Source organism: Variovorax sp. Soil_C_17 (assembly GCF_057657265.1).
Genome location: NZ_JBDGIT010000003.1, coordinates 555,194 through 577,612 on the forward strand (window position 1 = coordinate 555,194; position 22,419 = coordinate 577,612).

Below are 22,419 nucleotides of genomic sequence, written 5' to 3' on the forward strand. Positions count from 1 at the left end.
CGCACGCCCCTTACCTCACAGGAGACTCCATGGATTTCGAATACTCGGCCAAGACCAAAGACCTCCAGAAGCGCGTCGCCGCCTTCATGGAAGACCACATCTACCCCGCCGAGGCCGAGTACACGGCCGAGCTGGCCGCCAACACCGCGGCAGGCAAGCGCTGGACCGCGCTCCAGACGGTCGAGAAGCTCAAGCAGAAGGCCAAGGCGCAAGGCCTGTGGAACCTGTTCCTGCCGGTCGACAGCGCCCAGGTCTCCGGCTACGAGGGCGCGGGCCTCACCAACCAGGAATACGCGCCCCTGGCCGAGATCATGGGCCGCGTGCCCTGGGCCAGCGAGGCCTTCAACTGCTCGGCGCCGGACACCGGCAACATGGAGACGATTGCACGCTACGGCTCCGACGAGATCAAGGCGCGCTGGCTGAAGCCCCTGCTGGAAGGCGAGATCCGCTCGGCCTTCGCCATGACCGAGCCCGAGGTGGCCTCGAGCGACGCCACCAACATCGCCACCCGCATCGAGCGCCAGGGCGACGAGTACGTGATCAACGGCCACAAGTGGTGGATCTCCGGCGCCGCCGATCCGCGCTGCAAGGTCTACATCACGATGGGCAAGACCGATCCGGATGCGCCGCGCCACTCGCAGCAGAGCATGGTGGTGGTGCCTGCCGATGCCAAGGGCATCCGCATCGTGCGTCCGCTCAACGTGATGGGCTACGACGACGCGCCGCACGGCCACGTCGAGATGTATTTCGAGAACGTTCGCGTGCCGGTGGACAACATCCTCCTGGGCGAAGGCCGCGGCTTCGAGATCGCCCAGGGCCGCCTGGGCCCGGGACGCATCCACCACTGCATGCGCCTGATCGGCCTGGCCGAGCGCGCGCTCGAGCTGATGTGCAAACGCGCCTCCTCGCGCGTGGCCTTCGGCAAGTCCGTGGCTTCGCAGACGGTGACCCAGGAGCGCATCGCCGAGGCGCGCTGCAAGATCGACATGGCGCGCCTGCTCACCCTCAAGGCGGCCTGGCTGATGGACGTGGCGGGCAACAAGGTGGCCAAGACCGAGATCGCGATGATCAAGGTGGTGGCGCCCAACATGGCCTGCCAGGTGATCGACTGGGCCATGCAGGTGCACGGCGGCGGCGGCATGAGCGACGACTTCCCGCTGGCCTATGCCTACGCGGGCGCGCGCACGCTGCGTTTCGCCGACGGCCCGGACGAGGTGCACCGCAATGCGATCGCCAAGTGGGAGCTGGGCAAGTACGCCGCCGACAAGGGCGATGACGAAATGCCCGTGACCCGCTTCTGATACGGACCAAGAGCCGTTCGGGCTGAGCTTGTCGAAGCCTCGCGCGGCGCTCCCCCTTCGCCAAGCTCAAGCGTGAACGGCTACTTGATGGCCGTTTGTCTGCCTACAGCTTCTTCTGCAGGAACATCGCCTGGCCGAAGGCCGGGTCGAGCTGGAAGTTGGCGAAGCCTTCGCGCACATAGGCACGCAGCGCGCTGTGGTTGGCCGACAAGACCTCCAGCGTGAGCTTGCACGCGCCCCGTGCGCGGGCCTCCTGCTCCACGCACGCGAACATGTGCTGCGTGATGCGCTGCCCGCGATGGCTTGGCAGCACGACCACGTCATGCACGTTCACCAGCGGCTTGCAGGCGAAGGTCGAGAAGCCTTCGATGCAGTTGACCAGGCCGACGGCCTGCGCGCCATCGTAGGCCAGCACGCTGAAGGCCTGGGGCCGCCCGGCCAACGCCTCGGGCAACCCGGCCAGCACCTCCGGGGCGAGCGCCGTGCCGCCGCCGGCCGGATCGCGCGCGTAGCTGTCCAGCAGATCGACCACTGCACGCGCGTGCACCGGATTGCGGTAGTCGGCGAGCAGGACTTCGATCATGCGGCCGCACCCGCTTCCACCGCCGCCACCAGGCGGCGCGCGCAGGCCTCGGCCTGCGCTGCGTCGCGCGCTTCCACCATGACACGCAGCAGCGGCTCGGTGCCGCTGGGGCGGATCAGCACGCGGCCCGCGTCACCCAGCTCCGCTTCGCTGCGCCTGATCTCGGCGGCGAGCGCCTGGTTGGCCTTCCAGTCCTGATCGCCGCTCACGCGCACATTGATGAGCGTCTGCGGGAACAGCGTGAGATCGGCCAGCAGTTCGCCCACCTTCTTGCCGCTGCGCTGACAGGCCTGCAGCACCTGCAGCGCGCTCACGATGCCGTCGCCGGTGGTGTGGCGGTCGAGCGCCAGCAGATGGCCGGAGCCTTCGCCCCCGAGCAGCCAATGGCGCTTCTCGAGCTCTTCGAGCACATAGCGGTCGCCCACGCGCGCGCGCACCAGCTCGATGCCTTGGGCACGCAGCGCCATCTCGACCGCCTTGTTGGTCATGAGCGTACCGACCACGCCGGCCAGCTTCTCGCCGCGCGCGACGCGCTCCATCGCCATCAGGTACAGCAGCTCGTCGCCGTTGAACAGGCGGCCGCTCGCATCGACCAGCTGCAGCCGGTCGGCGTCGCCATCGAGCGCGATGCCGTAGTGCGCGCCGTGGGCCCGCACCGCGTCGATGAGCGCCTGGGGGTGCGTGGCGCCCACGTCCTTGTTGATGTTGAGTCCGTCGGGCGCGCAGCCGATGCTGATCACGTCCGCACCGAGCTCATGGAAGACGTTCGGCGCCACCTGGTAGGCCGCGCCGTGCGCGCCGTCGACCACCAGCTTCAGGCCGCGCAGCGTGAGGTCGTTGGCAAAGGTGCTCTTGCAGAACTCGATGTAGCGGCCGGGCGCGTCGTTGAGGCGGCGCGCCTTGCCGAGCTGCGCCGAATCGGCCCACACCGGCGCCTCCTCGAGCGCCGCCTCGACCGCCAGCTCCCATTCGTCGCTGAGCTTGGTGCCATGGGCGCTGAAGAACTTGATGCCGTTGTCCGGGTAGGCGTTGTGGCTGGCACTGATCACCACGCCGAGGCTGGCGCGCTGGGCGCGCGTGAGGTAGGCCACGCCGGGGGTCGGGAGCGGCCCCAGCAGCACCACGTCGACACCGGCGGAATTGAAGCCCGATTCGAGCGCGGATTCGAGCATGTAGCCCGAGATGCGAGTGTCCTTGCCGATCAGCACGGAGGGGCGTGCCTCGGTCTTCTTGAGCACGCGCCCGACCGCATGGGCGAGGCGCAGCACGAAGTCGGGCGTGATCGGTGCCTGGCCGACCGTGCCGCGAATGCCGTCGGTGCCGAAATACTGTCTTGTCATGCTTGCTTCTCCTGTCCCCGTTGTTCCGAGCGCATCGCCCGCCAGACGGCCAGCGCCGCGACGGTTTCGCGCACATCATGCACGCGCACGATCGCCGCGCCGCGCTCGACTGCCAGCACCGCGGCCGCAATGCTGGGCACCAGGCGCCCGGCCGCCGCTTCGATGCCGCTGACCGCGCCGAGCGAGGACTTGCGCGACCAGCCGACCAGCAACGGCCAGCCGCCGGCGAGCAATTCCTGCTGCCGCGCCAGCAAGGCGAAATTCTGCGCCACGGTCTTGCCGAAGCCGATGCCCGGGTCGAGGGCAATGCGCTCCGGCGCGACCTTCAGCGCCAGCAGCGCCTGCGCCTGTTCTTCGAGGAATGCGCGCACGGCCGGGACGACATCGCCTTCCATCGGCGACGCCTGCATGGTCTGAGGATCGCGATGCATGTGCATCAGGCAAATGCCGCAAGCCGGGTGTGCCGCCACCGCCTCGCGCGCGCCCGGCCGGCGCAACGCCCAGATGTCGTTGACGATGTCGGCGCCGAGCTCGAGCACCGCACGCATGACCTCGGGCTTGTAGGTGTCGACCGAGACCGGCACCTGCAGCTTGACCGCCTCTCGCACCACCGGCAGCACGCGCGCGAGCTCCTGGTCCAGCGGCACGGCCGGGCTGCCGGGCCGCGTGGACTCGCCGCCGATGTCGAGGATGTCGGCCCCCTCTTCCACCAGCTCGGCGCAATGGTGCAGCGCGGCCTCGGTCGAGGCATGCGCGCCGCCGTCGGAGAAGGAATCGGGCGTGACGTTGACGATGCCCATCACACGCGGCTGTGCGAGATCGATCTCGAAGCGCGTGGTGCGCCAGGTTCTCGTCATGCGAGCCTTCCGGAAATGGAAAACGGGGCCAAAGGCCCCGTCGATCGCCCGAGCACCTCGCTCAGGCCGCGGTGGGCGCCGGATCGGGATTCACCGCCGGCGTGCCGCCGCTGCCGCCGCTGCCCGAAGACGGCGTGCGCGGCGTCCAGTCCTTGGGCGGACGCGGCTCGCGGCCGGCCATGATGTCGTCGATCTGCTCCGTGTCGATGGTTTCCCATTCGAGCAGGGCCTTGGCCATCGCGTGCATCTTGTCGCTGTTCTCCTCGATCAGGCGGCGCGCCAGGGCGTACTGCTCGTCGATGATGCGGCGAACCTCGGCATCGACCTTCTGCATGGTCGACTCGCTCATGTTCGTGGTCTTGGTGACCGAGCGGCCCAGGAAGACCTCGCCCTCGTTCTCGGCATAGACCATCGGGCCCAGCGACTCGGTCATGCCATAGCGCATCACCATGTCGCGCGCGATCTGGGTGGCGCGCTCGAAGTCGTTGCTGGCGCCGGTGGTCATCTGGTGCATGAACACCTCTTCGGCGATGCGGCCGCCGAACAGCATGCTGATCTGGTTCAGCATGTACTCCCGGTCGTAGCTGTAGCGGTCCTGCGCCGGCAGGCTCATGGTCACGCCCAGCGCGCGGCCGCGCGGGATGATGGTGACCTTGTGAACCGGGTCGCACTTGGGCAGCAGCTTGCCGATCAGCGCATGGCCGGACTCGTGGTAGGCCGTGTTGCGGCGCTCTTCCTCGGGCATGACCATGCTCTTGCGCTCGGGGCCCATGAAGATCTTGTCCTTGGCCTTCTCGAAGTCCTGCATCTCGACGACGCGCGCGTTGCGGCGCGCGGCCATCAGCGCGGCCTCGTTGCACAGGTTGGCCAGGTCGGCGCCCGACATGCCCGGCGTTCCGCGCGCGATGATGCTCGGGTTCACGTCCTGGCCCAGCGGGACCTTGCGCATGTGCACGTTGAGGATCTGCTCGCGGCCGCGGATGTCGGGCAGCGTCACATAGACCTGGCGGTCGAAGCGGCCCGGGCGCAGCAGCGCGGCGTCCAGGATGTCGGGGCGGTTGGTGGCCGCGACCACGATCACGCCGAGGTTGGTCTCGAAGCCGTCCATCTCGACCAGCATCTGGTTCAAGGTCTGCTCGCGCTCGTCGTTGCCGCCGCCCAGCCCGGCACCGCGCTGGCGGCCGACCGCATCGATTTCGTCGATGAAGATGATGCAGGGAGCGTTCTTCTTGGCGTTCTCGAACATGTCGCGTACGCGGGCCGCGCCCACGCCGACGAACATCTCGACGAAGTCGGAGCCGGAGATCGAGAAGAAGGGGACCTTGGCTTCGCCGGCGATGCCCTTGGCGAGCAAGGTCTTGCCGGTGCCCGGGGGGCCCACCAGGAGCAGGCCGCGCGGAATGCGGCCGCCGAGCTTCTGGAACTTGGCCGGGTCCTTCAGGAAGTCGACGACCTCCTTGACTTCCTCCTTGGCCTCGTCGCAGCCGGCGACGTCGGCGAAGGTGACCTGGTTGTTGTTCTCGTCGAGCATGCGGGCCTTGCTCTTGCCGAAGCTGAAGGCGCCGCCTTTGCCGCCCCCCTGCATCTGCCGCATGAAGTAGACCCAGACACCGATCAGCAGGAGCATCGGGCCCCAGCTCACGAGCAGCGTCATGAGGAGCGAGCCTTCTTCGCGGGGCTTGACGTCGAACTTGACGTTGTTGGCGATCAGATCGCCGACGAGGCCACGGTCGAGGTAGGTGGCGGTCGTGCGGATCTTGCGATCGTCGTTGGTGATCGCGACGATCTCGCTGCCGCCCTGCCCTTCCTGGATGGTGGCGCTCTTGATGCGGTTGTTCCGGACTTCCTCGAGGAAGTCGGAGTAACCCACACTGCCGGCGCCGGCGACGCCGCGGGTGTCGAACTGCTTGAACACAGTGAACAACACCATCGCGATGACCAGCCAGACGGCGACCTTGGAAAACCACTGATTGTTCAAACGAAGCTCCAGTCGAAAGCGCGTGGGGGACAAAAAACAAAAACCGCGCTAGGGCACGCAATTGGCGCCCATTTTAGGCTTTTCAACCTGCGAAATGCCGGAATTTCCCTATAGCAGCCATAGGACGCGCACGGTTTTGGGCCTAAATGCCGGCCGGCGCGCGGTATCAATTCGTATCGACCGCCTTGAGGCCGATGCCGACCATGAAGGTCTCCGCCGACTTGTCGCGCGAAGCCTTCGGCTTGATCGGTTTCACGACTCGAAAATTCGTCTTGAACAGCTGAGTCAGTTCCGCATAGCCGCCGCCATGGAACAGCTTGGCGACCAGCGCGCCTTCCGGCTTCATGTGGTGGCGGGCGAAGTCGATCGCAAGCTCGATCAGGTGGCTGATGCGTGCCGCGTCGGCCGAGGCGATGCCCGACAGGTTGGGCGCCATGTCCGACACCACCACGTCGGCCAGCCGGCCTGCCATGGCTTCCTCCAGTCGCGCCAGCACCTCGTCCTCGCGGAAATCGCCCTGCAGGAAGGTCACGCCTTCGATCGGCTCCATCGGCAGGATGTCGAGCGCGATGATGCGGCCCTCCAACTGCCCGGCCGCGGCGCCGCCCGGCGACAGCTTGCGGCGCACGTACTGGCTCCAGGCACCGGGCGTCGAGCCCAGGTCGACCACCAGCTGGCCGGGACGGATCAGGCCCAGCGCCTCGTCGATCTCCTTGAGCTTGTAGGCGGCGCGCGCCCGATAGCCCTCGCGGGTGGCCAGTTTGACGTAGGGGTCGTTCACGTGGTCGTGCAGCCATGCACGATTGACCTTGCTGCTCTTGGGTTTGGGGTTCATCGACACTCGATAATACGGGGATGCCCGCCATTCAACTGACCCCTGCCCAGCGCAAGGTACATCGCGCAGAAGCGCACCATCTGGACCCGATCGTCATGGTCGGCGGCGACGGGCTGACACCGGCCGTCAAGAAGGAGGCCGACGCCGCCCTCAAGGCCCACGGCCTGATCAAGATCCGCGTCTTTTCCGACGACCGCACGGCGCGCGAGGCCATGCTCCAGTCGCTGGCCGAGGAGCTGGGCGCCGCGCCGATCCAGCACATCGGCAAGCTGCTGGTGCTCTGGCGCCCCATTCCCGAGAAGGAGCGCGCGACCGACGAGGACCGCATGCCCGGCCCGCGCGACGTCAAGGTCATCAAGTACAGCAAGCGCGGCGGCCAGCGGCCGGAGATCAAGACGCTGCGCGTGCTCGGCAACCAGCGGCTCACCCCCGGCGGCAACATCAAGCGTGCCAAGGCAAAGAAGAGCCTGTCGGTCAAGAAGCGCCATCAGGCGGACTGAAGGATGCCGAGCCAAGAACAGCCTGCGCTCCCGCAGCGCCACATCCTGTGCATGAAATGGGGCACGAAGTACGGCCCCGAGTACGTCAACCGCCTTTATGCGATGGTGCGCCGGCACTTGTCGGGCGACTTCAACTTCGTCTGCCTGACCGACGACACGAAGGGCATCCGCAGCGAGGTGCAGTGCTTCCCCATTCCCCCGCTGGCCCTGGAGCTGGCGCCGGGCCAGGTGGACCGGGCCTGGAAAAAGCTGACCACCTTCGAGGAGAACCTCTACGGCCTGCGCGGCCGGGCGCTGTTCATCGACCTCGACGTGGTCATTGTCGGCAGCCTCGATGCCTTCTTCGAGTATCCGGGCGAGTTCCTCATCATCCATGACTACGCCCGCCCCTGGCGGCGCCGTCGCATCACCGGCAACTCCTCGGTCTACCGTTTCGAGATCGGCGCCCATCCGGACGTGCTGGCGCATTTCCGCCAGAACATGGACGCGGTGCAGGCCAAGTACCGCAACGAGCAGACCTACCTGTCGGCCTTCATGCACCGCAAGGGCACGCTGGCCTACTGGCCGGCCGAGTGGTGCCCGAGTTTCAAGTACCACGGCATCCCGGCCTGGCCCACCAACTACTGGCGCGAGCCCTTCGTGCCGGAGGGGGCGCGCATCATGGTCTTTCACGGGGAATGCAACCCGCCCGACGCGCTGGCCGGCCGGCGCAACCGGCGCTTTCGCTTCATCCGGCCGGCGCGCTGGATCACGCAGTTCTGGAACGCCTGATCAGGGCCCGCGCCGTCCCAGGCGCCACAGCAGCACGCCGGCGCTGAGCCATTGGCCGATGTACATGGCACTGCCGAGCGAGTGCCAGAGCCGGAGGTTGTCGCGCGCCAGGATGCGCGGCGCGACGGCGTATTCCTGCAGCAGCGCCAGCAGCAGGGCGGCCAGGACCCATGCGATCGACATGCGGGTCGGCGCGTCCACGCGGTCCAGGACCTTCGACCTGAAATAGGTCAGCAGCACCAGCCCGCAGGCCAGGGCCACCCAGCTCTGGGCCGAGAACAGGCGGCCGGCGAAGTTGCCGGCCATGGCGGGGTTGCCGAGGTGGGCGAAGAGCATCGGCACGACCAGGAACCCGATGGTCGTCAGGCTGCCCCACCAGAGGGCGGCCACCAGCAGCGCGAGGCGGTCCTTCACCCGGACGTTCAGAGGTAGCTGACGCCCACGATCTCGTAGCGCTTCACGCCACCCGGCGCCTGCACCTCGGCGGTGTCGCCCTCCTCCTTGCCGATCAGCGCGCGCGCGATCGGGCTGGAGACGTTGATCAGGCCCAGCTTCAGGTCGGCCTCGTCCTCGCCCACGATCTGGTACTTGAGCGCCTCGCCGGTGTGCTCGTCCTCGAGCTCCACCGTCGAGCCGAACACGACCTTGCCCTCCGCGTCGAGCTCGGACGGATCGATCACCTGCGCGTTCGACAGCATGCCTTCGATCTGCTTGATGCGGCCTTCGATCCAGCCCTGGCGCTCCTTGGCGGCGTCGTAGTCGGCGTTCTCGCTGAGGTCGCCTTGGGCGCGCGCCTCGGCGATCGCGGTGATGATTGCGGGCCGGTCGACGGACTTCAGGCGCTGCAGTTCGTCGCGCAGCTTCTCGGCGCCGCGCTTGGTGATCGGAATCGTGGTGTTGGCCATGTTTTGCGTCTCCAGAAAGCGAAACCGCCGAACGCTGCCGTTCGGCGGTTCATGGAAGAAAAAATGCTCAGACGAGCGTGCGTCCGGTCAGCCGGCTCAGGATGGCGAGCGGGCTCGAATCGGGATTGTATTGCCTAGCGGCGGGCAGGTGCAGCGTCTGCTCCAGCATGTACTGGCCGGACATGACCGCATGCGAGGTCTGGTCCGAAAAGCACACCCACACCGACCCGGCCGGGAAGGGCACGGTTTGCTGCTGGGCGCTCTTCTGGTAGTCCAGGTCCGATTTCATGCCGTCGTGCAACTGCAGCATCAGGTGGTCGTATTCGCTGCGGAAAGACTTGGTCACGTGCAGGGTCTGCAGCAGCCGTGCCTGCCAGCGCGAATACGGCTTGGCGCGTGGCAGGAAGCGCCTCGCCACCGTCTCGAAGGGCTCGCCCACCCGCCAGACGCGCGGCGCGCCCGCCGGGTTGACGTTGGTGAAGACGCGCAGGATGCGTTCGCCGTAATTGGGCCGTGAAGGGAAGGCATCGATGTGCAGCCGGCGGTCGTCGGCCCGCCAGGACTGCACGCGCGTCTCCACCTGCGCAGGCCGATAGCTGGTCGGCGCCAGCCGCAGCGCCGGCGTGTAGTGCGGCAGCAGGCCGTGGATGAGCTGCGTGGCCTGGGCGCGGAAACGCCCCACCATTGCGCTCACGGCCTGTTGCCTGGCCTCGTCGCCGGCCACGCCCTTGATGCGACCGTTGGCGTCCAGGCTGATGTTGCGCACGTCGGGTGACAGCACCGAAGGCGTCAGCAGCTCGCCCTCCCCCGGCAGCAGCTCGAAGCCCAGCCGCGGGAAGTACAGCACCTTGCCGGCCTCGAGGGCGGCAATCCACGCCTCGTTGGGCGTGGCGCCGGCCCAGTCGGCCAGGTCGAGTTCGACGAGCTGCGTGTCCACTGCCTTGGGCTCTTCAGGCCAGCGCGAGCTGCGCGTGCATCTCCTGCACCGAGATCACGTCGAGGTCCTTCATGTGGCGCATGCCTTCCACTGCCGCCTCGGCACCGAAGATGGTGGTGAAGGTGGTCACACGCGCCAGCAGGGCCGAGGTTCGGATCTGGCGCGAATCGGTGATCGCGTTGCGGCGCTCTTCCACCGTGTTGATGACCAGGGCGATCTCGTTGTTCTTGATCATGTCCACGATGTGCGGGCGGCCTTCGGTCACCTTGTTGACCACGGCGCAGGCAATGCCCGCCGCGTTGATGGCGGCGGCCGTGCCCTTGGTCGCGATCAGCTCGAAGCCCAGCGCGGCCAGTCCGCGCGCGACCTCGACGGCCCGTGGCTTGTCGTTGTTCTTGACCGAGACGAAGACGCGGCCCGACTTGGGCAGGTGCGTGCCGGCGCCCAGCTGCGACTTCACGAAGGCCTCGCCGAAGGTCTTGCCCACGCCCATCACCTCCCCGGTGGACTTCATCTCGGGGCCGAGGATGGTGTCCACGCCCGGGAACTTGACAAAGGGGAACACCGCTTCCTTGACGCTGAAGTAAGGCGGCGTGACTTCCTTCGTCACGCCCTGCGCCGCCAGCGACTGGCCCGCCATGCAGCGTGCCGCCACCTTGGCGAGCTGGATGCCGGTGGCCTTGCTCACGTAGGGCACGGTGCGCGAGGCGCGCGGATTCACTTCCAGCACGTAGATCACGTCCTGGCCGTCCTTTTCCTGGATCGCGAACTGCACGTTCATCAGGCCGACCACGTTGAGCGCCTTGGCCATCGCCGCGCTCTGGCGCTTCAGCTCGGCAATCGTCTCGGCCTTGAGGCTGTAGGGCGGCAAAGAGCAGGCGGAGTCGCCCGAATGCACGCCGGCCTGTTCGATGTGCTCCATCACGCCGCCGATCAAAGTGGCGCCGTCGGCATCGCGCAGGCAGTCGACGTCGCATTCGACGGCGTCGTTCAGGAACCGGTCCAGCAGCACCGGCGAATCGTTGCTGACCTTGACCGCCTCGCGCATGTAGCGCTCGAGGTCGCGCTGCTCGTGCACGATCTCCATCGCGCGCCCGCCGAGCACGTAGCTCGGGCGCACCACCAGGGGATAGCCCAGCTGCGCGGCCTTCTCCAGCGCCTCGGCCTCGGTGCGCGCCGTGGCGTTCGGCGGCTGGCGCAGCTTCAGCTCGTTGAGCAGCTTCTGGAAGCGCTCGCGGTCCTCGGCCGCATCGATCATGTCGGGGCTGGTGCCGATGATCGGCACGCCATTGGCCTCGAGGTCGAGTGCAAGCTTCAGCGGGGTCTGGCCGCCGTACTGCACGATCACGCCGGTGGGTTTTTCCTTGTCGACGATCTCGAGCACATCCTCCAGCGTGAGCGGCTCGAAGTAGAGGCGATCGCTGGTGTCGTAGTCGGTCGAGACCGTCTCGGGGTTGCAGTTGACCATGATGGTCTCGTAGCCATCCTCGCGCATCGCGAGCGCCGCATGCACGCAGCAGTAATCGAACTCGATGCCCTGGCCGATGCGGTTCGGGCCGCCGCCGAGCACCATGATCTTCTTCTTGCTGCTCGGGTCGGCCTCGCACTCGTCCTCGTAGGTCGAGTACATGTAGGCGGTGTTGGTCGCGAACTCGGCCGCGCAGGTGTCGACCCGCTTGTAGACCGGGCGCACGCCGAGCTCGCGGCGCTTCTCGCGGACCGCGGTGTCGGTGGTCTTCAGCTGGCGCGCCAGGCGGCGGTCGGAGAAGCCCTTCTTCTTGAGCGCGAGCAGCGTGTCGCGGTCGATGTCGTCGAGCGACTTGGTTTCCAGCTCGAGCTCGATCTTCACGATCTCCTCGATCTGCACCAGGAACCAGGGGTCGATCTTGGTCAGCGCATGCACTTCGTCGACCGTCAGGCCCATGGCGAAGGCATCGCCCACGTACCAGATGCGGTCGGGGCCGGGCTCGCCCAGCTCCTTCTCGAGCACTTCGCGGTCCTGCGTCTTCTCGTTGAGGCCGTCCACGCCGACCTCGAGGCCGCGCAGAGCCTTCTGGAACGATTCCTGGAAGGTGCGGCCCATGGCCATCACCTCGCCCACCGACTTCATCTGGGTGGTCAGGCGCGAGTCGGCCTGCGGGAATTTCTCGAAGGCGAAGCGTGGAATCTTGGTGACCACATAGTCGATGCTGGGCTCGAAGCTCGCCGGCGTGGCGCCGCCGGTGATCTCGTTGCGCAGCTCGTCGAGCGTGTAGCCGACGGCCAGCTTGGCCGCCACCTTGGCGATCGGGAAGCCCGTGGCCTTGGAGGCCAGCGCCGAGGAGCGAGAGACGCGCGGGTTCATCTCGATCACGACCATGCGCCCGTCCTTCGGGTTGATCGAGAACTGCACGTTCGAGCCGCCGGTGTCGACGCCGATCTCGCGCAGCACGGCCAGCGAGGCGTTGCGCAGGATCTGGTATTCCTTGTCCGAGAGCGTTTGAGCCGGGGCCACGGTGATCGAGTCGCCGGTGTGCACGCCCATCGGGTCGAGGTTTTCGATCGAGCAGACGATGATGCAGTTGTCCGCCTTGTCGCGCACCACTTCCATCTCGTATTCCTTCCAGCCGAGCAGCGATTCCTCGATCAGCAGCTCGTTGGTCGGCGAGGCTTCCAGGCCGCGCTTGCAGATGGTCTCGAACTCTTCCGGGTTGTAGGCGACGCCCCCGCCGGTGCCGCCGAGCGTGAAGCTCGGGCGGATCACCACCGGAAAGCCCACGGTCTTCTGGACCGCCCAGGCTTCGTCCAGCGAATGGGCGATGCCCGAGCGCGCCGAGCCCAGGCCGATCTTGGTCATCGCGTCCTTGAACTTCAGGCGGTCCTCGGCCTTGTCGATGGCCTCGGGCGTGGCGCCGATCAGCTCGACCTTGTACTTGTCGAGCACGCCGTTGCGCCACAGGTCCAGCGCGCAGTTCAGCGCGGTCTGGCCGCCCATGGTCGGCAGGATGGCGTCGGGCCGCTCCTTGGCGATGATCTTCTCGACCGTGGGCCAGGTGATGGGCTCGATGTAGGTCACGTCGGCCGTGGCCGGGTCGGTCATGATCGTCGCGGGATTGCTGTTGATCAGGATGACCTTGTAGCCCTCCTCGCGCAGCGCCTTGCAGGCCTGCACCCCCGAATAGTCGAACTCGCAGGCCTGACCGATGATGATCGGGCCGGCGCCGATGATGAGGATGCTCTTGAGGTCGTTGCGCTTAGGCATTCTTCTGCCCTTCTTTGTGACTTTGCATGAGCGCGGTGAAGCGATCGAACAGGTAGCCGATGTCGTGCGGGCCCGGCGAGGCTTCCGGGTGGCCCTGGAAGCAGAAGGCGGGTTTGTCGGTGCGCGCCAGGCCCTGCAGCGTGCCGTCGAACAGGCTGACGTGGGTGGGCCGCAGATTGGCGGGCAGCGTCTTCTCGTCGACCGCGAAGCCGTGGTTCTGGCTGGTGATGCTCACGCGCTTGTTGTCCAGGTCCTTCACGGGATGGTTGGCGCCGTGGTGGCCGAACTTCATCTTGAATGTCTTCGCGCCGGAGGCCAGCGCCATGATCTGGTGGCCCAGGCAGATGCCGAAGACCGGAATGCCGGTCTCGATCAGCTCGCGCGTGGCCGCGATCGCGTAGTCGCAGGGCTCGGGGTCGCCGGGGCCGTTGGCCAGGAAGATGCCGTCGGGGCGCAGCTTCAGCACGTCGGCCGCGGGCGTCTGGGCCGGCACGACGGTGATGCGCGCGCCGCGCTGCGCAATCATGCGCAGGATGTTTTTCTTGACGCCGTAGTCGTAGGCCACGACGTGGAACTTGGGCGTGATCTGCACGCCGTAGCCCGGCTTGCCGTCGACGTGCACGAGCTTCCACTCGGTCTGCGTCCACTCGTAGGTCTCCTTGACCGACACCACCTTCGCGAGGTCGAGGCCGGACATGCTGGGCGCGGCCTTGGCGGCCGCGACGGCCTTGTCGATCAGCGCCTGCGTGACGCTCTCGCCCGGCGCCAGGCCCAGGATGCACCCGTTCTGCGCGCCATGCGTGCGCAGGTGGCGTGTGAGCTTGCGGGTATCGATGTTCGCGATGGCGACCGTCTTGCCGCGCACCAGGTACTCGGTGAGCGTGGCGGTCTTGCGGAAGTTGGATGCCAGGAGCGGCAGGTCCTTGACGATCAGGCCGGCGGCATGGATCTTGTCGGCCTCGATGTCTTCCTCGTTGACGCCGTAGTTGCCGATGTGCGGATACGTGAGCGTCACGATCTGCTGGCAATAGCTGGGGTCGGTCAGGATTTCCTGGTAACCGGTCATGGCGGTGTTGAACACCACTTCGCCGGTGGTGGCGCCTTGGGCGCCGATCGAGTTGCCGAGAAAGACCGTGCCGTCTGCAAGCGCCAGGATGGCGGGCGGGAAATTTCCCTTGAGAGACAAAAGCACTGGGATCTCCGAATGGATGACGCCCACGGCGGACCCAAGATGTGGCTCTTGGTCGCGACTTTCGTCGAGGAGTTGGCTTGCGTGCGCTATGGGCGAGGTGTGAGCGGGAAAGCCCTTGATTATAGCCCGGGCCGCCTTATCCCTCGGCCGCTGCCGCGCTTGCGTGCAGGCAGATCGCGGCCGCGGCGGCCACGTTGAGCGACTCCTCGCCGCCCGGCTGCGCGATGCGCACCTGAAGGCTCGCGCGGGCTTCCAGAGCGGCCGAAAGGCCCTGCCCTTCGTGGCCCATCAGCCAGGCGCAGGGATGGGGCAGCCGGGCCCGGTGCAGCCATTCGCCGCGGTGCGAGCTGGTCGCGACGCAGGGCACGGCCAGCGCCTCGAGCGCCTCGGGCTCGGCACCTTCGACCAGCCGCAATCCGAAGTGCGCGCCCATGCCGGCGCGCAGCACCTTGGGCGACCACAGCGCCGCCGTGCCCTTGAGCGCGATCACCTGGGCGAAGCCGAAGGCCGCCGCGCTGCGCAGGATGGAGCCGACGTTGCCGGCGTCCTGCAGGCGGTCGAGCACCACCGTGGCCGCACCGGGGGCGATCGGCGGCGGCGCCGGCAGGTCGAGCACGAAGCCCATCGCCGCGGGCGATTCCAGGCCGCTCACGCCCGCCAGCAGCGCGTCGGCGACCACCACGATCTTGTCCGACGCGCCGGCCCACGCGTGGCGTGCCGTCGGCCAGGCCGATTCGGTGAAAACGGCGATGGCGGCATGCACGCCGCGGTCGCGCGCCGACCGGCACAGGTGATCGCCTTCCAGCCAGACGCGGCCCGCCCTGCGGTAGGCGCCCGGGTCGTGCGCCAGCTTGCGCAGTTCCTTGAGAAGCGGGTTGTCCCGGGAGCTGATGTGGCTGGGTTCGGCCGCAGTCATGGCGCGGGCCGCAGCTCGACCTGCACCGTCTCGACCTGCACCGTCTCGACCTGCAGCGTTTCGACGAGCAGTTCGCCCGCCACGGCAGCGAGCGGGATCTCCGCGCCGGCCGCGCGCGCCAGCGCGGCGGCCACCGGGCTGAAGGTGCGGCGATGATGCACGCAGGCGCCGTGGCGCAGCAGCGCCTCCAGATGCTCGGGCGTGCTGTAGCCCTTGTGCGCCGCGAAGCCGTAATGCGGGAATTCGGCGTGCAGCTGCTCGCACAACCGGTCGCGATGCACCTTGGCCAGGATCGAGGCGGCCGAGATCGATTTGACGATGGCATCGCCGCCGATGACCGCCTCGGCCAGCACCTCCAGCCGGGGCAGCCGGTTGCCGTCGACCAGCACCTTGGCCGGCTTCAGCCGCAGGCCTTCGACCGCCCGCTTCATCGCCAGCATGGTGGCGCCCAGGATGTTGTGCTCGTCGATCTCCTCGACGCTGGCCTGGGCCACCGAGCAGCACAGAGCCTTGGCCAGGATCTGGTCGTTGAGCCGCTCGCGCTGCAGGGGCGTGAGCACCTTCGAATCGGCCAGGCCGCGGATCGGCCGCTGGTCGTCCAGGATCACGGCCGCGGCCACCACCGGCCCGGCCAGCGGGCCGCGCCCGGCCTCGTCGACGCCGGCCACCAGGCCCGGCGCATCCCATGCGAGCTTGGCCTGTTCAGCCTTCAAGAACTTTCTGGATCGCATCGGCGCACAGTGTCGGCGTATCTCGCTGCAATTCGGCGTGCAGCGCGGAAAAACGTTGTTGCAAGGCGTGAACCTTGTCCGGCGCGGCGAGCCAGGCCAGCGTCGCTTCGGCCAGGCCCTGGGGCGTGGCCGCCTCCTGGATGAGCTCCGGCACGACGAATTCGCCGCACAGGATGTTGGGCAGTCCGACCCAAGGCTGCAGCTGCTTGCGCCGCATCAGGGCCCAGGACATCGGGTTCATGTTGTAGGCGATCACCATCGGCCGCTTGAAGAGCGCAGCCTCGAGGGTGGCGGTGCCGCTGGCGATCAGCGTGACGTCGCAGGCGGCGAGCGCGGCATGAGAGCGGCCGTCGATCAGCTGCACCCGGCCCTTCATCGCGCTCCCCGCGATCAGTTGCTCGACCTCGCCGCGCAGGCTCGGCAGCGCGGGCAGGACGAAGCGCAACTCGGGCCGGGCCTGCTGCATCAGCGCCGCGGCGGCGAGGAAGCGGTCGCCCAGGTAGCGCAGCTCGGAACGCCGGCTGCCCGGCAGCAGGGCCACCACCGGGGCCTCGGCGTCGAGGCCGAGCGCCGTGCGCGCGGCAGCCCGGTCCGGCGCCATCGGGATCACATTGGCGAGCGGATGGCCGACGTAACTGGCAGCGATCCCCTGCTTCGCCAGGAGGGCGGGCTCGAAGGGGAAGATGCACAGCACGTGGTCGACGGCTGCGCGCAGCTTCTGCACGCGCTCCGGCCGCCAGGCCCAGATCGAAGGGCAGACGAAATGGGCCGTCTTCATGCCGCGTTCGCGCAAGCCTGCTTCGAGATCGAGGTTGAAGTCCGGCGCATCGACACCGATGAAGAGCTCGGCCCCTTCACGCAGCAGCCGAGCCTTGAGCTGGCGCCGGATGCCGGCGATCTCGGCGTAGTGGCGCAGCACCTCGACATAGCCGCGCACGGCCAGCTTTTCCTGCGGCCACCAGCTCTCGAAGCCGCGCCTCAGCATCTGCGGGCCGCCGATGCCGACGGCCTGCATCTGCGGCCAGCGGGTCTTCAAGCCATCCAGCAGCAGGCCGGCGAGCAGATCGCCCGAGGCCTCGCCCGCAACCAGCGCAAAGCGCTGCCGTGTCTCCTCCTGCGCCATCCGGCTCCTCAGCGCACGATGCCGCGCGTGGCGCTGGCCAAAAAGGCTTTCATCAGGTCGACGTCGGCCGCCGCTTCGGGTATTTCCACGGCCAGTGCCTCGATGGCAGCGCGGGCTTCCTCCAGGGTCTTGCCCTGACGGTAGAGCAGCCGGTGCATCTGCTTGACGGCCGCGATGCGCGCCGCCGAGAAATCGCGCCTGCGAAGGCCGACGACATTGAAGCCGCGCACCGCGAGCGGATTGCCGTCGACCAGCATGAAGGGCGGCACGTCCTGCGCCACCGCGCTGGCGAAACCGATCATGGCGTGGGCGCCGACCGAGACGAACTGGTGGATGCCGGTCAGCCCCCCCACCGTGACCCAGTCAGCCAGGTGCACGTGCCCGGCCAGCGTGGTGTTGTTGGCCAGCGTGGTGTGGTTGTCGACCCGGCAATCGTGCGCGATGTGCGTGTAGGCCATGATCCAGTTGTCGCTGCCCACGCGCGTGACGCCGCCTGCTCCCGGCACCCCGATGTTGAAGGTGCAAAACTCGCGGATGGTGTTGCGGTCGCCGATGACCAGCTCGGTGGGCTCGCCCGCGTACTTCTTGTCCTGCGGAATTGCGCCGAGCGAAGCGAACTGGAAGATCCTGTTGTCGCTGCCGATGGTGGTGCGGCCCTCGATCACGCAATGCGATCCGATCGTGGTGCCGGCGCCGACCCGCACATGCGGGCCGATCACGGAATACGGGCCGATGCTGACCGTCGGGTCGAGCTGGGCCTGGGGGTCGACGATGGCCGTCGAATGAACCTGGGTCATGCCTGTTCGAGCAGCATCAGCTGATCTGGCGCATGGCGCACATCAGGCTGGCCTCGCAGGCCAGCTCCCTGCCGACCAGGGCCCGACCCTTGAACTTGGAGATGCCGGCCTTCATGCGCTCGATCTCGACCTCCAGCGTGAGCTGGTCGCCCGGCTCCACCGGACGCTTGAAGCGCGCGCCGTCGATGGCCGCAAAGTAGTACACGGTGTTGTCGTCCGGGACGATGTCCAGCGAATGGAAGGACAGCAGCGCCGCGGCCTGCGCCATCGCCTCCAGCATCAGCACGCCCGGCATCACCGGGCGGTGCGGGAAGTGGCCATTGAAGAAGGGCTCGTTCATGGTCACGTTCTTGAGCGCCTTGATGCGTTTGCCCTTTTCCATCTCGAGCACGCGGTCCACCAGAAGGAAGGGGTAGCGGTGGGGCAGTAGTTTGAGGATCTGATGGATGTCGAGCTTCATGATGGCTTGTCCTGCATCGCCGATTTTTCCAGCGCCTTGAGGCGCTCCCGCAGGGCGTGCAGTTGTTTGAGGGTCGCGGCGTTTCTCTCCCACGCGGCATTGTCGTCGATGGGAAACATGCCGGTGTACTGGCCCGGCTTGAGTATGGAGCGCGTGACCACCGTCGCGGCCGAGATGTGCACCCCGTCCGCCATCTTCAGGTGACCCAGCACGATCGCGCCGCCGCCGATGGTGCAATTCGCGCCGATGTCGGCGCTGCCCGCCACGCCGACGCAGCCGGCCATGGCGGTGTTCTTGCCGACCCGCACGTTGTGCCCGATCTGGATCAGGTTGTCGAGCTTGACGCCGTCCTCGATCACCGTGTCTTCGAGCGCACCGCGGTCGATGCAGGTGTTGGCGCCGATCTCGACGTCGTCGCCGATGCGCACCGCGCCGAGCTGCTCGATCTTGATCCAGGTGCCCTGGTGCGGTGCGAGCCCGAAGCCATCGGCCCCGATCACCACGCCGGGGTGCAGCAGGCAGCGCGCGCCGACGATGCAATCCTCGCTCACGGTCACCCTGGACTTGAGCACGGTCTGCGCGCCGATGCGCGCGCCGCGCTCCACCACGCACAGCGCACCGATGTGGGCCGTCGGGTCGATCTGTGCGTCGGGGTCGATCACCGCGCTTGGATGGATGCGCGCACGCTCCGGCTTCGCGTGGGACCGCTTCCAGAGCTGGGTCAGCCGGGCAAAGTACAGATAGGGATCGGGCGTCACGATGAACGCGCCGCGCTGCGCCGCCGCGGCGCGCATTGCCGGCGACACGATGACGCAGCCGGCCTTCGAGGCCGCGAGCTGTTTCTGGTACTTGGAGTGGCTCAGGAAGCTGAGCGCATCGGCCTGCGCGGTCGCCAGCGGCGCCAGGCGCTCGATCGACAGCGCAGGATCGCCCTGCAGCTCGCCCCCGAGGGCTTCAACGATTGCGCCTAGCCGAAGTGCCACACGAGTTCACTGGCCTCACTTGCCGCCGGCAACGGACGCGTTCAGTGCCTTGATCACCTTCTCGGTGATGTCGTGCTTGGGATTGATGTAGATCGCCTCCTGCAGGATCGCGTCGTACTTCTCGGCCTCGGCCACCTGCTTGACCACGCGGTTGGCGCGCTCGTAGACCTGCTGCAGCTCTTCGTTCTTGCGGGCGTTGAGGTCTTCCTGAAACTCGCGGCGGCGGCGCTGGAAGTCGCGGTCCTGGTCGACGAGGGAGCGCTGGCGCGTGGTGCGCTGGCTCTCGGACAGGGTCGGCGCCTCGCGCTCGAACTTCTCGGAGGCCACCTTGAGCGCTTCGCCCTGCGTCTGAAGGTCTTTCTCGCGCTTCAGGAATTCCGACTCGAGTTTCGCTTGTGCGGCCTTGGCAGGCTGCGCCTCGCGCAGCACGCGATCGGGATTGACGAAACCGATGCGGAAGGATTCCTGCGCCAGCGCGGGCGCACCCGCGAACGCAAGAACGGAGATGAGCAGCGCACCGGCGGCACGAAGCAAAGGAGTCATTAGAAGGAGGTTCCGATCTGGAATTGCAGGCGTTGAATTCTATCCTTCGGGATCGGATTCAAGGGGTCGCTCAGGTCTTCCTTCTGCTGCTTCACCGGGATGGCGTACGCCAGGCGCAGGGGCCCCAGCGGCGAGATCCAGCTGATGCCCAGGCCGACCGAGGCGCGCAGCTTCTTCTGCGCCTTCCATTGCGCGTCCGTGAGGTTCGCGGCGCGGGATTGGGCGAACACGTTGCCGACGTCGAAGAAGCCATAGAGGCGCAGCGTGCGGTCGTTGCCGGCGCCCGGAAAGGGCGTGCTGAGCTCCATGTTGAAGATCGCCTTCTTGGTGCCCCCGAGCGCAGCGCCCTCGGTCTGCCCGAACAGCGGCACGTCGCGCGGGCCGAGCGAGTTCTGCTCGAAGCCGCGCACCGAACCCAGGCCGCCGGCGTAGAAGTTCTTGAAGATCGGGTAAGGCTTGCCGCCATAGGGCCTGGCGTAACCGACTTCGCCGTTGATCGCGAAGGTGTACTGCTTGCTGATCGGGAAAAACTGCTGGTACGAGTAGCTGGACTTCCAGTACTTCATGTCGCCGCCGGCGCCGATCTCGAGATTGGCGCGCTGCAGCTTGCCGCGGGTCGGCACCAGCGCGCTGTCGCGATCGTCGCGCGACCAGCCCACGGACAGCGGCACGCCCCAGACGCTGTCGTTGGAGCATTCGGTGACGAAGCCCTGCGGGTTAGTGGTACAGCCGAAATAGGTGCGGTACGACTGCGGGGTCAGGTAGGCGACGTTGCCGCCCGGATCGAAGCGGTAGCGTTCCAGGCCGATGCCGAAGAAGACCGTGTCGACCTCGCTGAAGGGCACGCCGAAGCGCACGGTGCCGCCTTCGTTCACCAGCTTGTAGTCGCCGTCCACGCTGTAGTAGGGGCGCGTCGTGTTGTGGAACACGGCGAAGGTTCGGGAGATGCCGTCCTTGGTGAAGTACGGATCGGTGGTCGTGAGCGAGAGCGTGCGGGCGTACTTGCTGGTGTTGACCTGCAAGCCCAGGTAGTTGCCGGAGCCGAACACGTTTTCCTGCGCAATGCCGAAGGTGAGGGACACCTTCTCGGCGCTCGAGAAGCCGGCACCCAGCTGCAGCGTACCGGTGGGCTTCTCGGCCACATTGACCGTCAGGTCCACCTGGTCCGGCGAGCCCGGCACCTCCTGGGTCTCCACGTTCACTTCGGTGAAGAAGCCCAGCCGGTCCACCCGGTCGCGCGACAGCTTGATCTTGTCGCCGTCGTACCACGAAGCCTCGTACTGGCGGAACTCGCGCCGGATCACCTCGTCGCGCGTCTTGTTGTTGCCCCCGACCGCCACCCGCCGCACGTACACCCGCCGCGCGGGCTCCGCCTTCAGGGTCAGCGCGACGCGGTTGTTCACCCGGTCGATCTCAGGCTCGGCCTGCACCCGCGCGAAGGCATAGCCGAAGGTGCCGAAGTAGTCGGTGAAGGCCTTGGTGGTCTCGGTGACCTGCTCGCCGTTGTAGGGCTCTCCGGGTTGGATGGTCACCAGCGACTTGAACTCGTCGTCGCGGCCCAGGTAGTTGCCCTCCAGCTTGACGCCGGACACGACGAACTTCTCGCCCTCGGTGATGTTCACCGTGATGCTCAGGTCCTGGCGGTCCGGGGAGATCGCCACCTGGGTGGAGTCGATGCGGAACTCCAGGTAGCCGCGGGTGATGTAGTAGGAGCGCAGAGTCTCGAGGTCGGCGTTGAGCTTGGCGCGCGAGTATTGGTTGCTCTTGGTGTACCAGCTCATCCAGCCGCCCGAGTCCTGGTCGAAGAGATCGAGCAGGGTGCCCTCGCTGAAGGCCTTGTTGCCCACGATGTGGACCTCGCGGATGCGCGCGGGCTCGCCCTCGGTGACGGTGAAGGTGAGATTGACGCGGTTGCGCTCGATGGGGGTGACGGTGGTCACCACCTGGGCGTTGTAGAGGCTGCGGCTGATGTACTGGCGCTTGAGCTCCTGCTCGGCGCGGTCGGCCAGGGCCTTGTCGTAGGGACGGCCGTCGGCCAGCCCGACTTCGCGCAGCGCCTTCTGCAGCGCGGCCTTGTCGAATTCCTTGGTGCCGACGAAGTCGACGTCGGCGATGGTGGGACGCTCTTCCACGATGACCACGAGGACATCGCCGCTGACGTCGATGCGCACGTCCTTGAACAAGCCCAGGTCGAACAGGGCGCGGATGGCGGCGGAGCCGCGCTCGTCGTTGTAGGTGTCGCCCACGCGAAGGGGCAGCGAAGCGAAGATGGTGCCGGGTTCGACGCGCTGCAGGCCTTCGACCCGGATGTCACGCACCGTGAAGGGATCGATGGCCCAGGCGGCGGTGGCAGAGAGCGCGCTGGCGACCAGCATGGCAACGCTGCGCAGGCGAAAGCGACTGTATTTCTTGTTCATCAGTGAATT

Annotated in this window: 21 protein-coding genes; 3 read left to right on the forward strand and 18 right to left on the reverse strand. The window is 67.2% G+C overall.

Going from position 1 to position 22,419, the window contains the following annotated elements:
• The first annotated feature begins 29 nt into the window (after window positions 1-29).
• Window positions 30-1,301, forward strand: a complete 1,272-nt coding sequence (locus AC3A6Y_RS17765) for an acyl-CoA dehydrogenase family protein (RefSeq protein ID WP_487869542.1) — start codon at window positions 30-32, stop codon at window positions 1,299-1,301.
• A 103-nt stretch (window positions 1,302-1,404) separates the two neighbouring features.
• Here the strand turns inward: AC3A6Y_RS17765 and AC3A6Y_RS17770 are convergent, their stop codons facing one another.
• From AC3A6Y_RS17770 to AC3A6Y_RS17790, 5 genes are all read right to left on the reverse strand, one after another.
• On the reverse strand, window positions 1,405-1,884 hold the full coding sequence (locus AC3A6Y_RS17770; protein WP_487869543.1) for a GNAT family N-acetyltransferase: 480 nt from the start codon (window positions 1,882-1,884) through the stop codon (window positions 1,405-1,407).
• Window positions 1,881-3,224, reverse strand: coding sequence for a phosphoglucosamine mutase (gene glmM / locus AC3A6Y_RS17775; protein WP_487869544.1), 1,344 nt, complete (start codon window positions 3,222-3,224; stop codon window positions 1,881-1,883). Before glmM ends, AC3A6Y_RS17770 begins: the two co-directional genes overlap by 4 nt.
• Window positions 3,221-4,081 carry a dihydropteroate synthase gene (gene folP / locus AC3A6Y_RS17780; RefSeq protein WP_487869545.1) on the reverse strand — a complete coding sequence of 287 codons (861 nt, stop codon included), beginning with the start codon at window positions 4,079-4,081 and terminating at the stop codon, window positions 3,221-3,223. The genes glmM and folP overlap by 4 nt, the downstream gene beginning before the upstream one ends.
• A gap of 61 nt (window positions 4,082-4,142) precedes the next feature.
• Entirely contained in the window at window positions 4,143-6,059 is a 1,917-nt protein-coding gene (gene ftsH / locus AC3A6Y_RS17785) for an ATP-dependent zinc metalloprotease FtsH (RefSeq protein WP_487869546.1), read from the reverse strand.
• Between the two features lie 166 nt (window positions 6,060-6,225).
• Window positions 6,226-6,894: an RlmE family RNA methyltransferase gene (locus AC3A6Y_RS17790; protein ID WP_487869547.1), complete on the reverse strand. Its 669-nt coding sequence runs from the start codon at window positions 6,892-6,894 to the stop codon at window positions 6,226-6,228.
• A 20-nt stretch (window positions 6,895-6,914) separates the two neighbouring features.
• Between AC3A6Y_RS17790 and AC3A6Y_RS17795 the strand changes: the two genes are divergently transcribed.
• Both AC3A6Y_RS17795 and AC3A6Y_RS17800 read left to right on the forward strand, forming a co-directional pair.
• Complete coding sequence (locus AC3A6Y_RS17795) at window positions 6,915-7,394, forward strand: YhbY family RNA-binding protein (protein WP_487869548.1); 480 nt, start codon at window positions 6,915-6,917, stop codon at window positions 7,392-7,394.
• A 3-nt stretch (window positions 7,395-7,397) separates the two neighbouring features.
• Entirely contained in the window at window positions 7,398-8,165 is a 768-nt protein-coding gene (locus tag AC3A6Y_RS17800; RefSeq protein ID WP_487869549.1) for a glycosyltransferase, read from the forward strand.
• On the opposite strand, the gene AC3A6Y_RS17805 is transcribed toward AC3A6Y_RS17800, so the two are convergent.
• The 13 genes from AC3A6Y_RS17805 to bamA form a co-directional block, all read right to left on the reverse strand.
• Window positions 8,166-8,579 carry a DUF4149 domain-containing protein gene (locus AC3A6Y_RS17805; RefSeq protein ID WP_487869550.1) on the reverse strand — a complete coding sequence of 138 codons (414 nt, stop codon included), beginning with the start codon at window positions 8,577-8,579 and terminating at the stop codon, window positions 8,166-8,168.
• A gap of 8 nt (window positions 8,580-8,587) precedes the next feature.
• A complete protein-coding gene (greA, locus tag AC3A6Y_RS17810) occupies window positions 8,588-9,070 on the reverse strand; it encodes a transcription elongation factor GreA (RefSeq protein ID WP_487869551.1) in 483 nt (160 codons plus the stop codon).
• A gap of 67 nt (window positions 9,071-9,137) precedes the next feature.
• Window positions 9,138-10,007, reverse strand: a complete 870-nt coding sequence (gene kdoO / locus AC3A6Y_RS17815; RefSeq protein WP_487869552.1) for a Kdo hydroxylase KdoO — start codon at window positions 10,005-10,007, stop codon at window positions 9,138-9,140.
• A gap of 13 nt (window positions 10,008-10,020) precedes the next feature.
• Window positions 10,021-13,248 (reverse strand): carbamoyl-phosphate synthase large subunit, encoded by a 3,228-nt coding sequence (gene carB / locus AC3A6Y_RS17820; protein ID WP_487869553.1) that lies wholly within the window; start codon window positions 13,246-13,248, stop codon window positions 10,021-10,023.
• Window positions 13,241-14,440 carry a glutamine-hydrolyzing carbamoyl-phosphate synthase small subunit gene (gene carA / locus AC3A6Y_RS17825; RefSeq protein ID WP_487869554.1) on the reverse strand — a complete coding sequence of 400 codons (1,200 nt, stop codon included), beginning with the start codon at window positions 14,438-14,440 and terminating at the stop codon, window positions 13,241-13,243. Before carA ends, carB begins: the two co-directional genes overlap by 8 nt.
• 136 nt (window positions 14,441-14,576) lie before the next feature.
• The gene (locus AC3A6Y_RS17830; protein WP_487869555.1) at window positions 14,577-15,356 is read right to left on the reverse strand and encodes a TrmH family RNA methyltransferase; all 780 of its coding nucleotides are present in this window, start codon (window positions 15,354-15,356) and stop codon (window positions 14,577-14,579) included.
• A complete protein-coding gene (gene rnhB / locus AC3A6Y_RS17835; RefSeq protein WP_487869556.1) occupies window positions 15,353-16,087 on the reverse strand; it encodes a ribonuclease HII in 735 nt (244 codons plus the stop codon). Before rnhB ends, AC3A6Y_RS17830 begins: the two co-directional genes overlap by 4 nt.
• Window positions 16,059-17,210, reverse strand: a complete 1,152-nt coding sequence (gene lpxB, locus AC3A6Y_RS17840) for a lipid-A-disaccharide synthase (RefSeq protein WP_487869557.1) — start codon at window positions 17,208-17,210, stop codon at window positions 16,059-16,061. The genes rnhB and lpxB overlap by 29 nt, the downstream gene beginning before the upstream one ends.
• A gap of 8 nt (window positions 17,211-17,218) precedes the next feature.
• A complete protein-coding gene (gene lpxA, locus AC3A6Y_RS17845; protein WP_487869558.1) occupies window positions 17,219-18,007 on the reverse strand; it encodes an acyl-ACP--UDP-N-acetylglucosamine O-acyltransferase in 789 nt (262 codons plus the stop codon).
• 16 nt (window positions 18,008-18,023) lie between these two features.
• Window positions 18,024-18,467, reverse strand: a complete 444-nt coding sequence (fabZ, locus tag AC3A6Y_RS17850; RefSeq protein ID WP_487869559.1) for a 3-hydroxyacyl-ACP dehydratase FabZ — start codon at window positions 18,465-18,467, stop codon at window positions 18,024-18,026.
• Entirely contained in the window at window positions 18,464-19,450 is a 987-nt protein-coding gene (gene lpxD, locus AC3A6Y_RS17855) for a UDP-3-O-(3-hydroxymyristoyl)glucosamine N-acyltransferase (RefSeq protein WP_487869560.1), read from the reverse strand. The genes fabZ and lpxD overlap by 4 nt, the downstream gene beginning before the upstream one ends.
• A gap of 15 nt (window positions 19,451-19,465) precedes the next feature.
• Complete coding sequence (locus AC3A6Y_RS17860; protein WP_487869561.1) at window positions 19,466-19,993, reverse strand: OmpH/Skp family outer membrane protein; 528 nt, start codon at window positions 19,991-19,993, stop codon at window positions 19,466-19,468.
• Complete coding sequence (bamA, locus tag AC3A6Y_RS17865; RefSeq protein WP_487869562.1) at window positions 19,993-22,410, reverse strand: outer membrane protein assembly factor BamA; 2,418 nt, start codon at window positions 22,408-22,410, stop codon at window positions 19,993-19,995. The genes AC3A6Y_RS17860 and bamA overlap by 1 nt, the downstream gene beginning before the upstream one ends.
• Window positions 22,411-22,419 lie beyond the last annotated feature (9 nt).

Excerpts from the sequence above, each read along its gene's own strand:
- AC3A6Y_RS17765 (WP_487869542.1), top strand. The coding sequence starts at position 30 with ATGGATTTCGAATACTCGGCCAAGACCAAAGACCTCCAGAAGCGCGTC.
- AC3A6Y_RS17770 (WP_487869543.1), bottom strand. The coding sequence starts at position 1,884 with ATGATCGAAGTCCTGCTCGCCGACTACCGCAATCCGGTGCACGCGCGT.
- glmM (WP_487869544.1), bottom strand. The coding sequence starts at position 3,224 with ATGACAAGACAGTATTTCGGCACCGACGGCATTCGCGGCACGGTCGGC.
- folP (WP_487869545.1), bottom strand. The coding sequence starts at position 4,081 with ATGACGAGAACCTGGCGCACCACGCGCTTCGAGATCGATCTCGCACAG.
- AC3A6Y_RS17790 (WP_487869547.1), bottom strand. The coding sequence starts at position 6,894 with ATGAACCCCAAACCCAAGAGCAGCAAGGTCAATCGTGCATGGCTGCAC.
- AC3A6Y_RS17795 (WP_487869548.1), top strand. The coding sequence starts at position 6,915 with ATGCCCGCCATTCAACTGACCCCTGCCCAGCGCAAGGTACATCGCGCA.
- AC3A6Y_RS17800 (WP_487869549.1), top strand. The coding sequence starts at position 7,398 with ATGCCGAGCCAAGAACAGCCTGCGCTCCCGCAGCGCCACATCCTGTGC.
- greA (WP_487869551.1), bottom strand. The coding sequence starts at position 9,070 with ATGGCCAACACCACGATTCCGATCACCAAGCGCGGCGCCGAGAAGCTG.
- carB (WP_487869553.1), bottom strand. The coding sequence starts at position 13,248 with ATGCCTAAGCGCAACGACCTCAAGAGCATCCTCATCATCGGCGCCGGC.
- AC3A6Y_RS17830 (WP_487869555.1), bottom strand. The coding sequence starts at position 15,356 with ATGACTGCGGCCGAACCCAGCCACATCAGCTCCCGGGACAACCCGCTT.
- rnhB (WP_487869556.1), bottom strand. The coding sequence starts at position 16,087 with ATGCGATCCAGAAAGTTCTTGAAGGCTGAACAGGCCAAGCTCGCATGG.
- lpxB (WP_487869557.1), bottom strand. The coding sequence starts at position 17,210 with ATGGCGCAGGAGGAGACACGGCAGCGCTTTGCGCTGGTTGCGGGCGAG.
- lpxA (WP_487869558.1), bottom strand. The coding sequence starts at position 18,007 with ATGACCCAGGTTCATTCGACGGCCATCGTCGACCCCCAGGCCCAGCTC.
- fabZ (WP_487869559.1), bottom strand. The coding sequence starts at position 18,467 with ATGAAGCTCGACATCCATCAGATCCTCAAACTACTGCCCCACCGCTAC.
- AC3A6Y_RS17860 (WP_487869561.1), bottom strand. The coding sequence starts at position 19,993 with ATGACTCCTTTGCTTCGTGCCGCCGGTGCGCTGCTCATCTCCGTTCTT.
- bamA (WP_487869562.1), bottom strand. The coding sequence starts at position 22,410 with ATGAACAAGAAATACAGTCGCTTTCGCCTGCGCAGCGTTGCCATGCTG.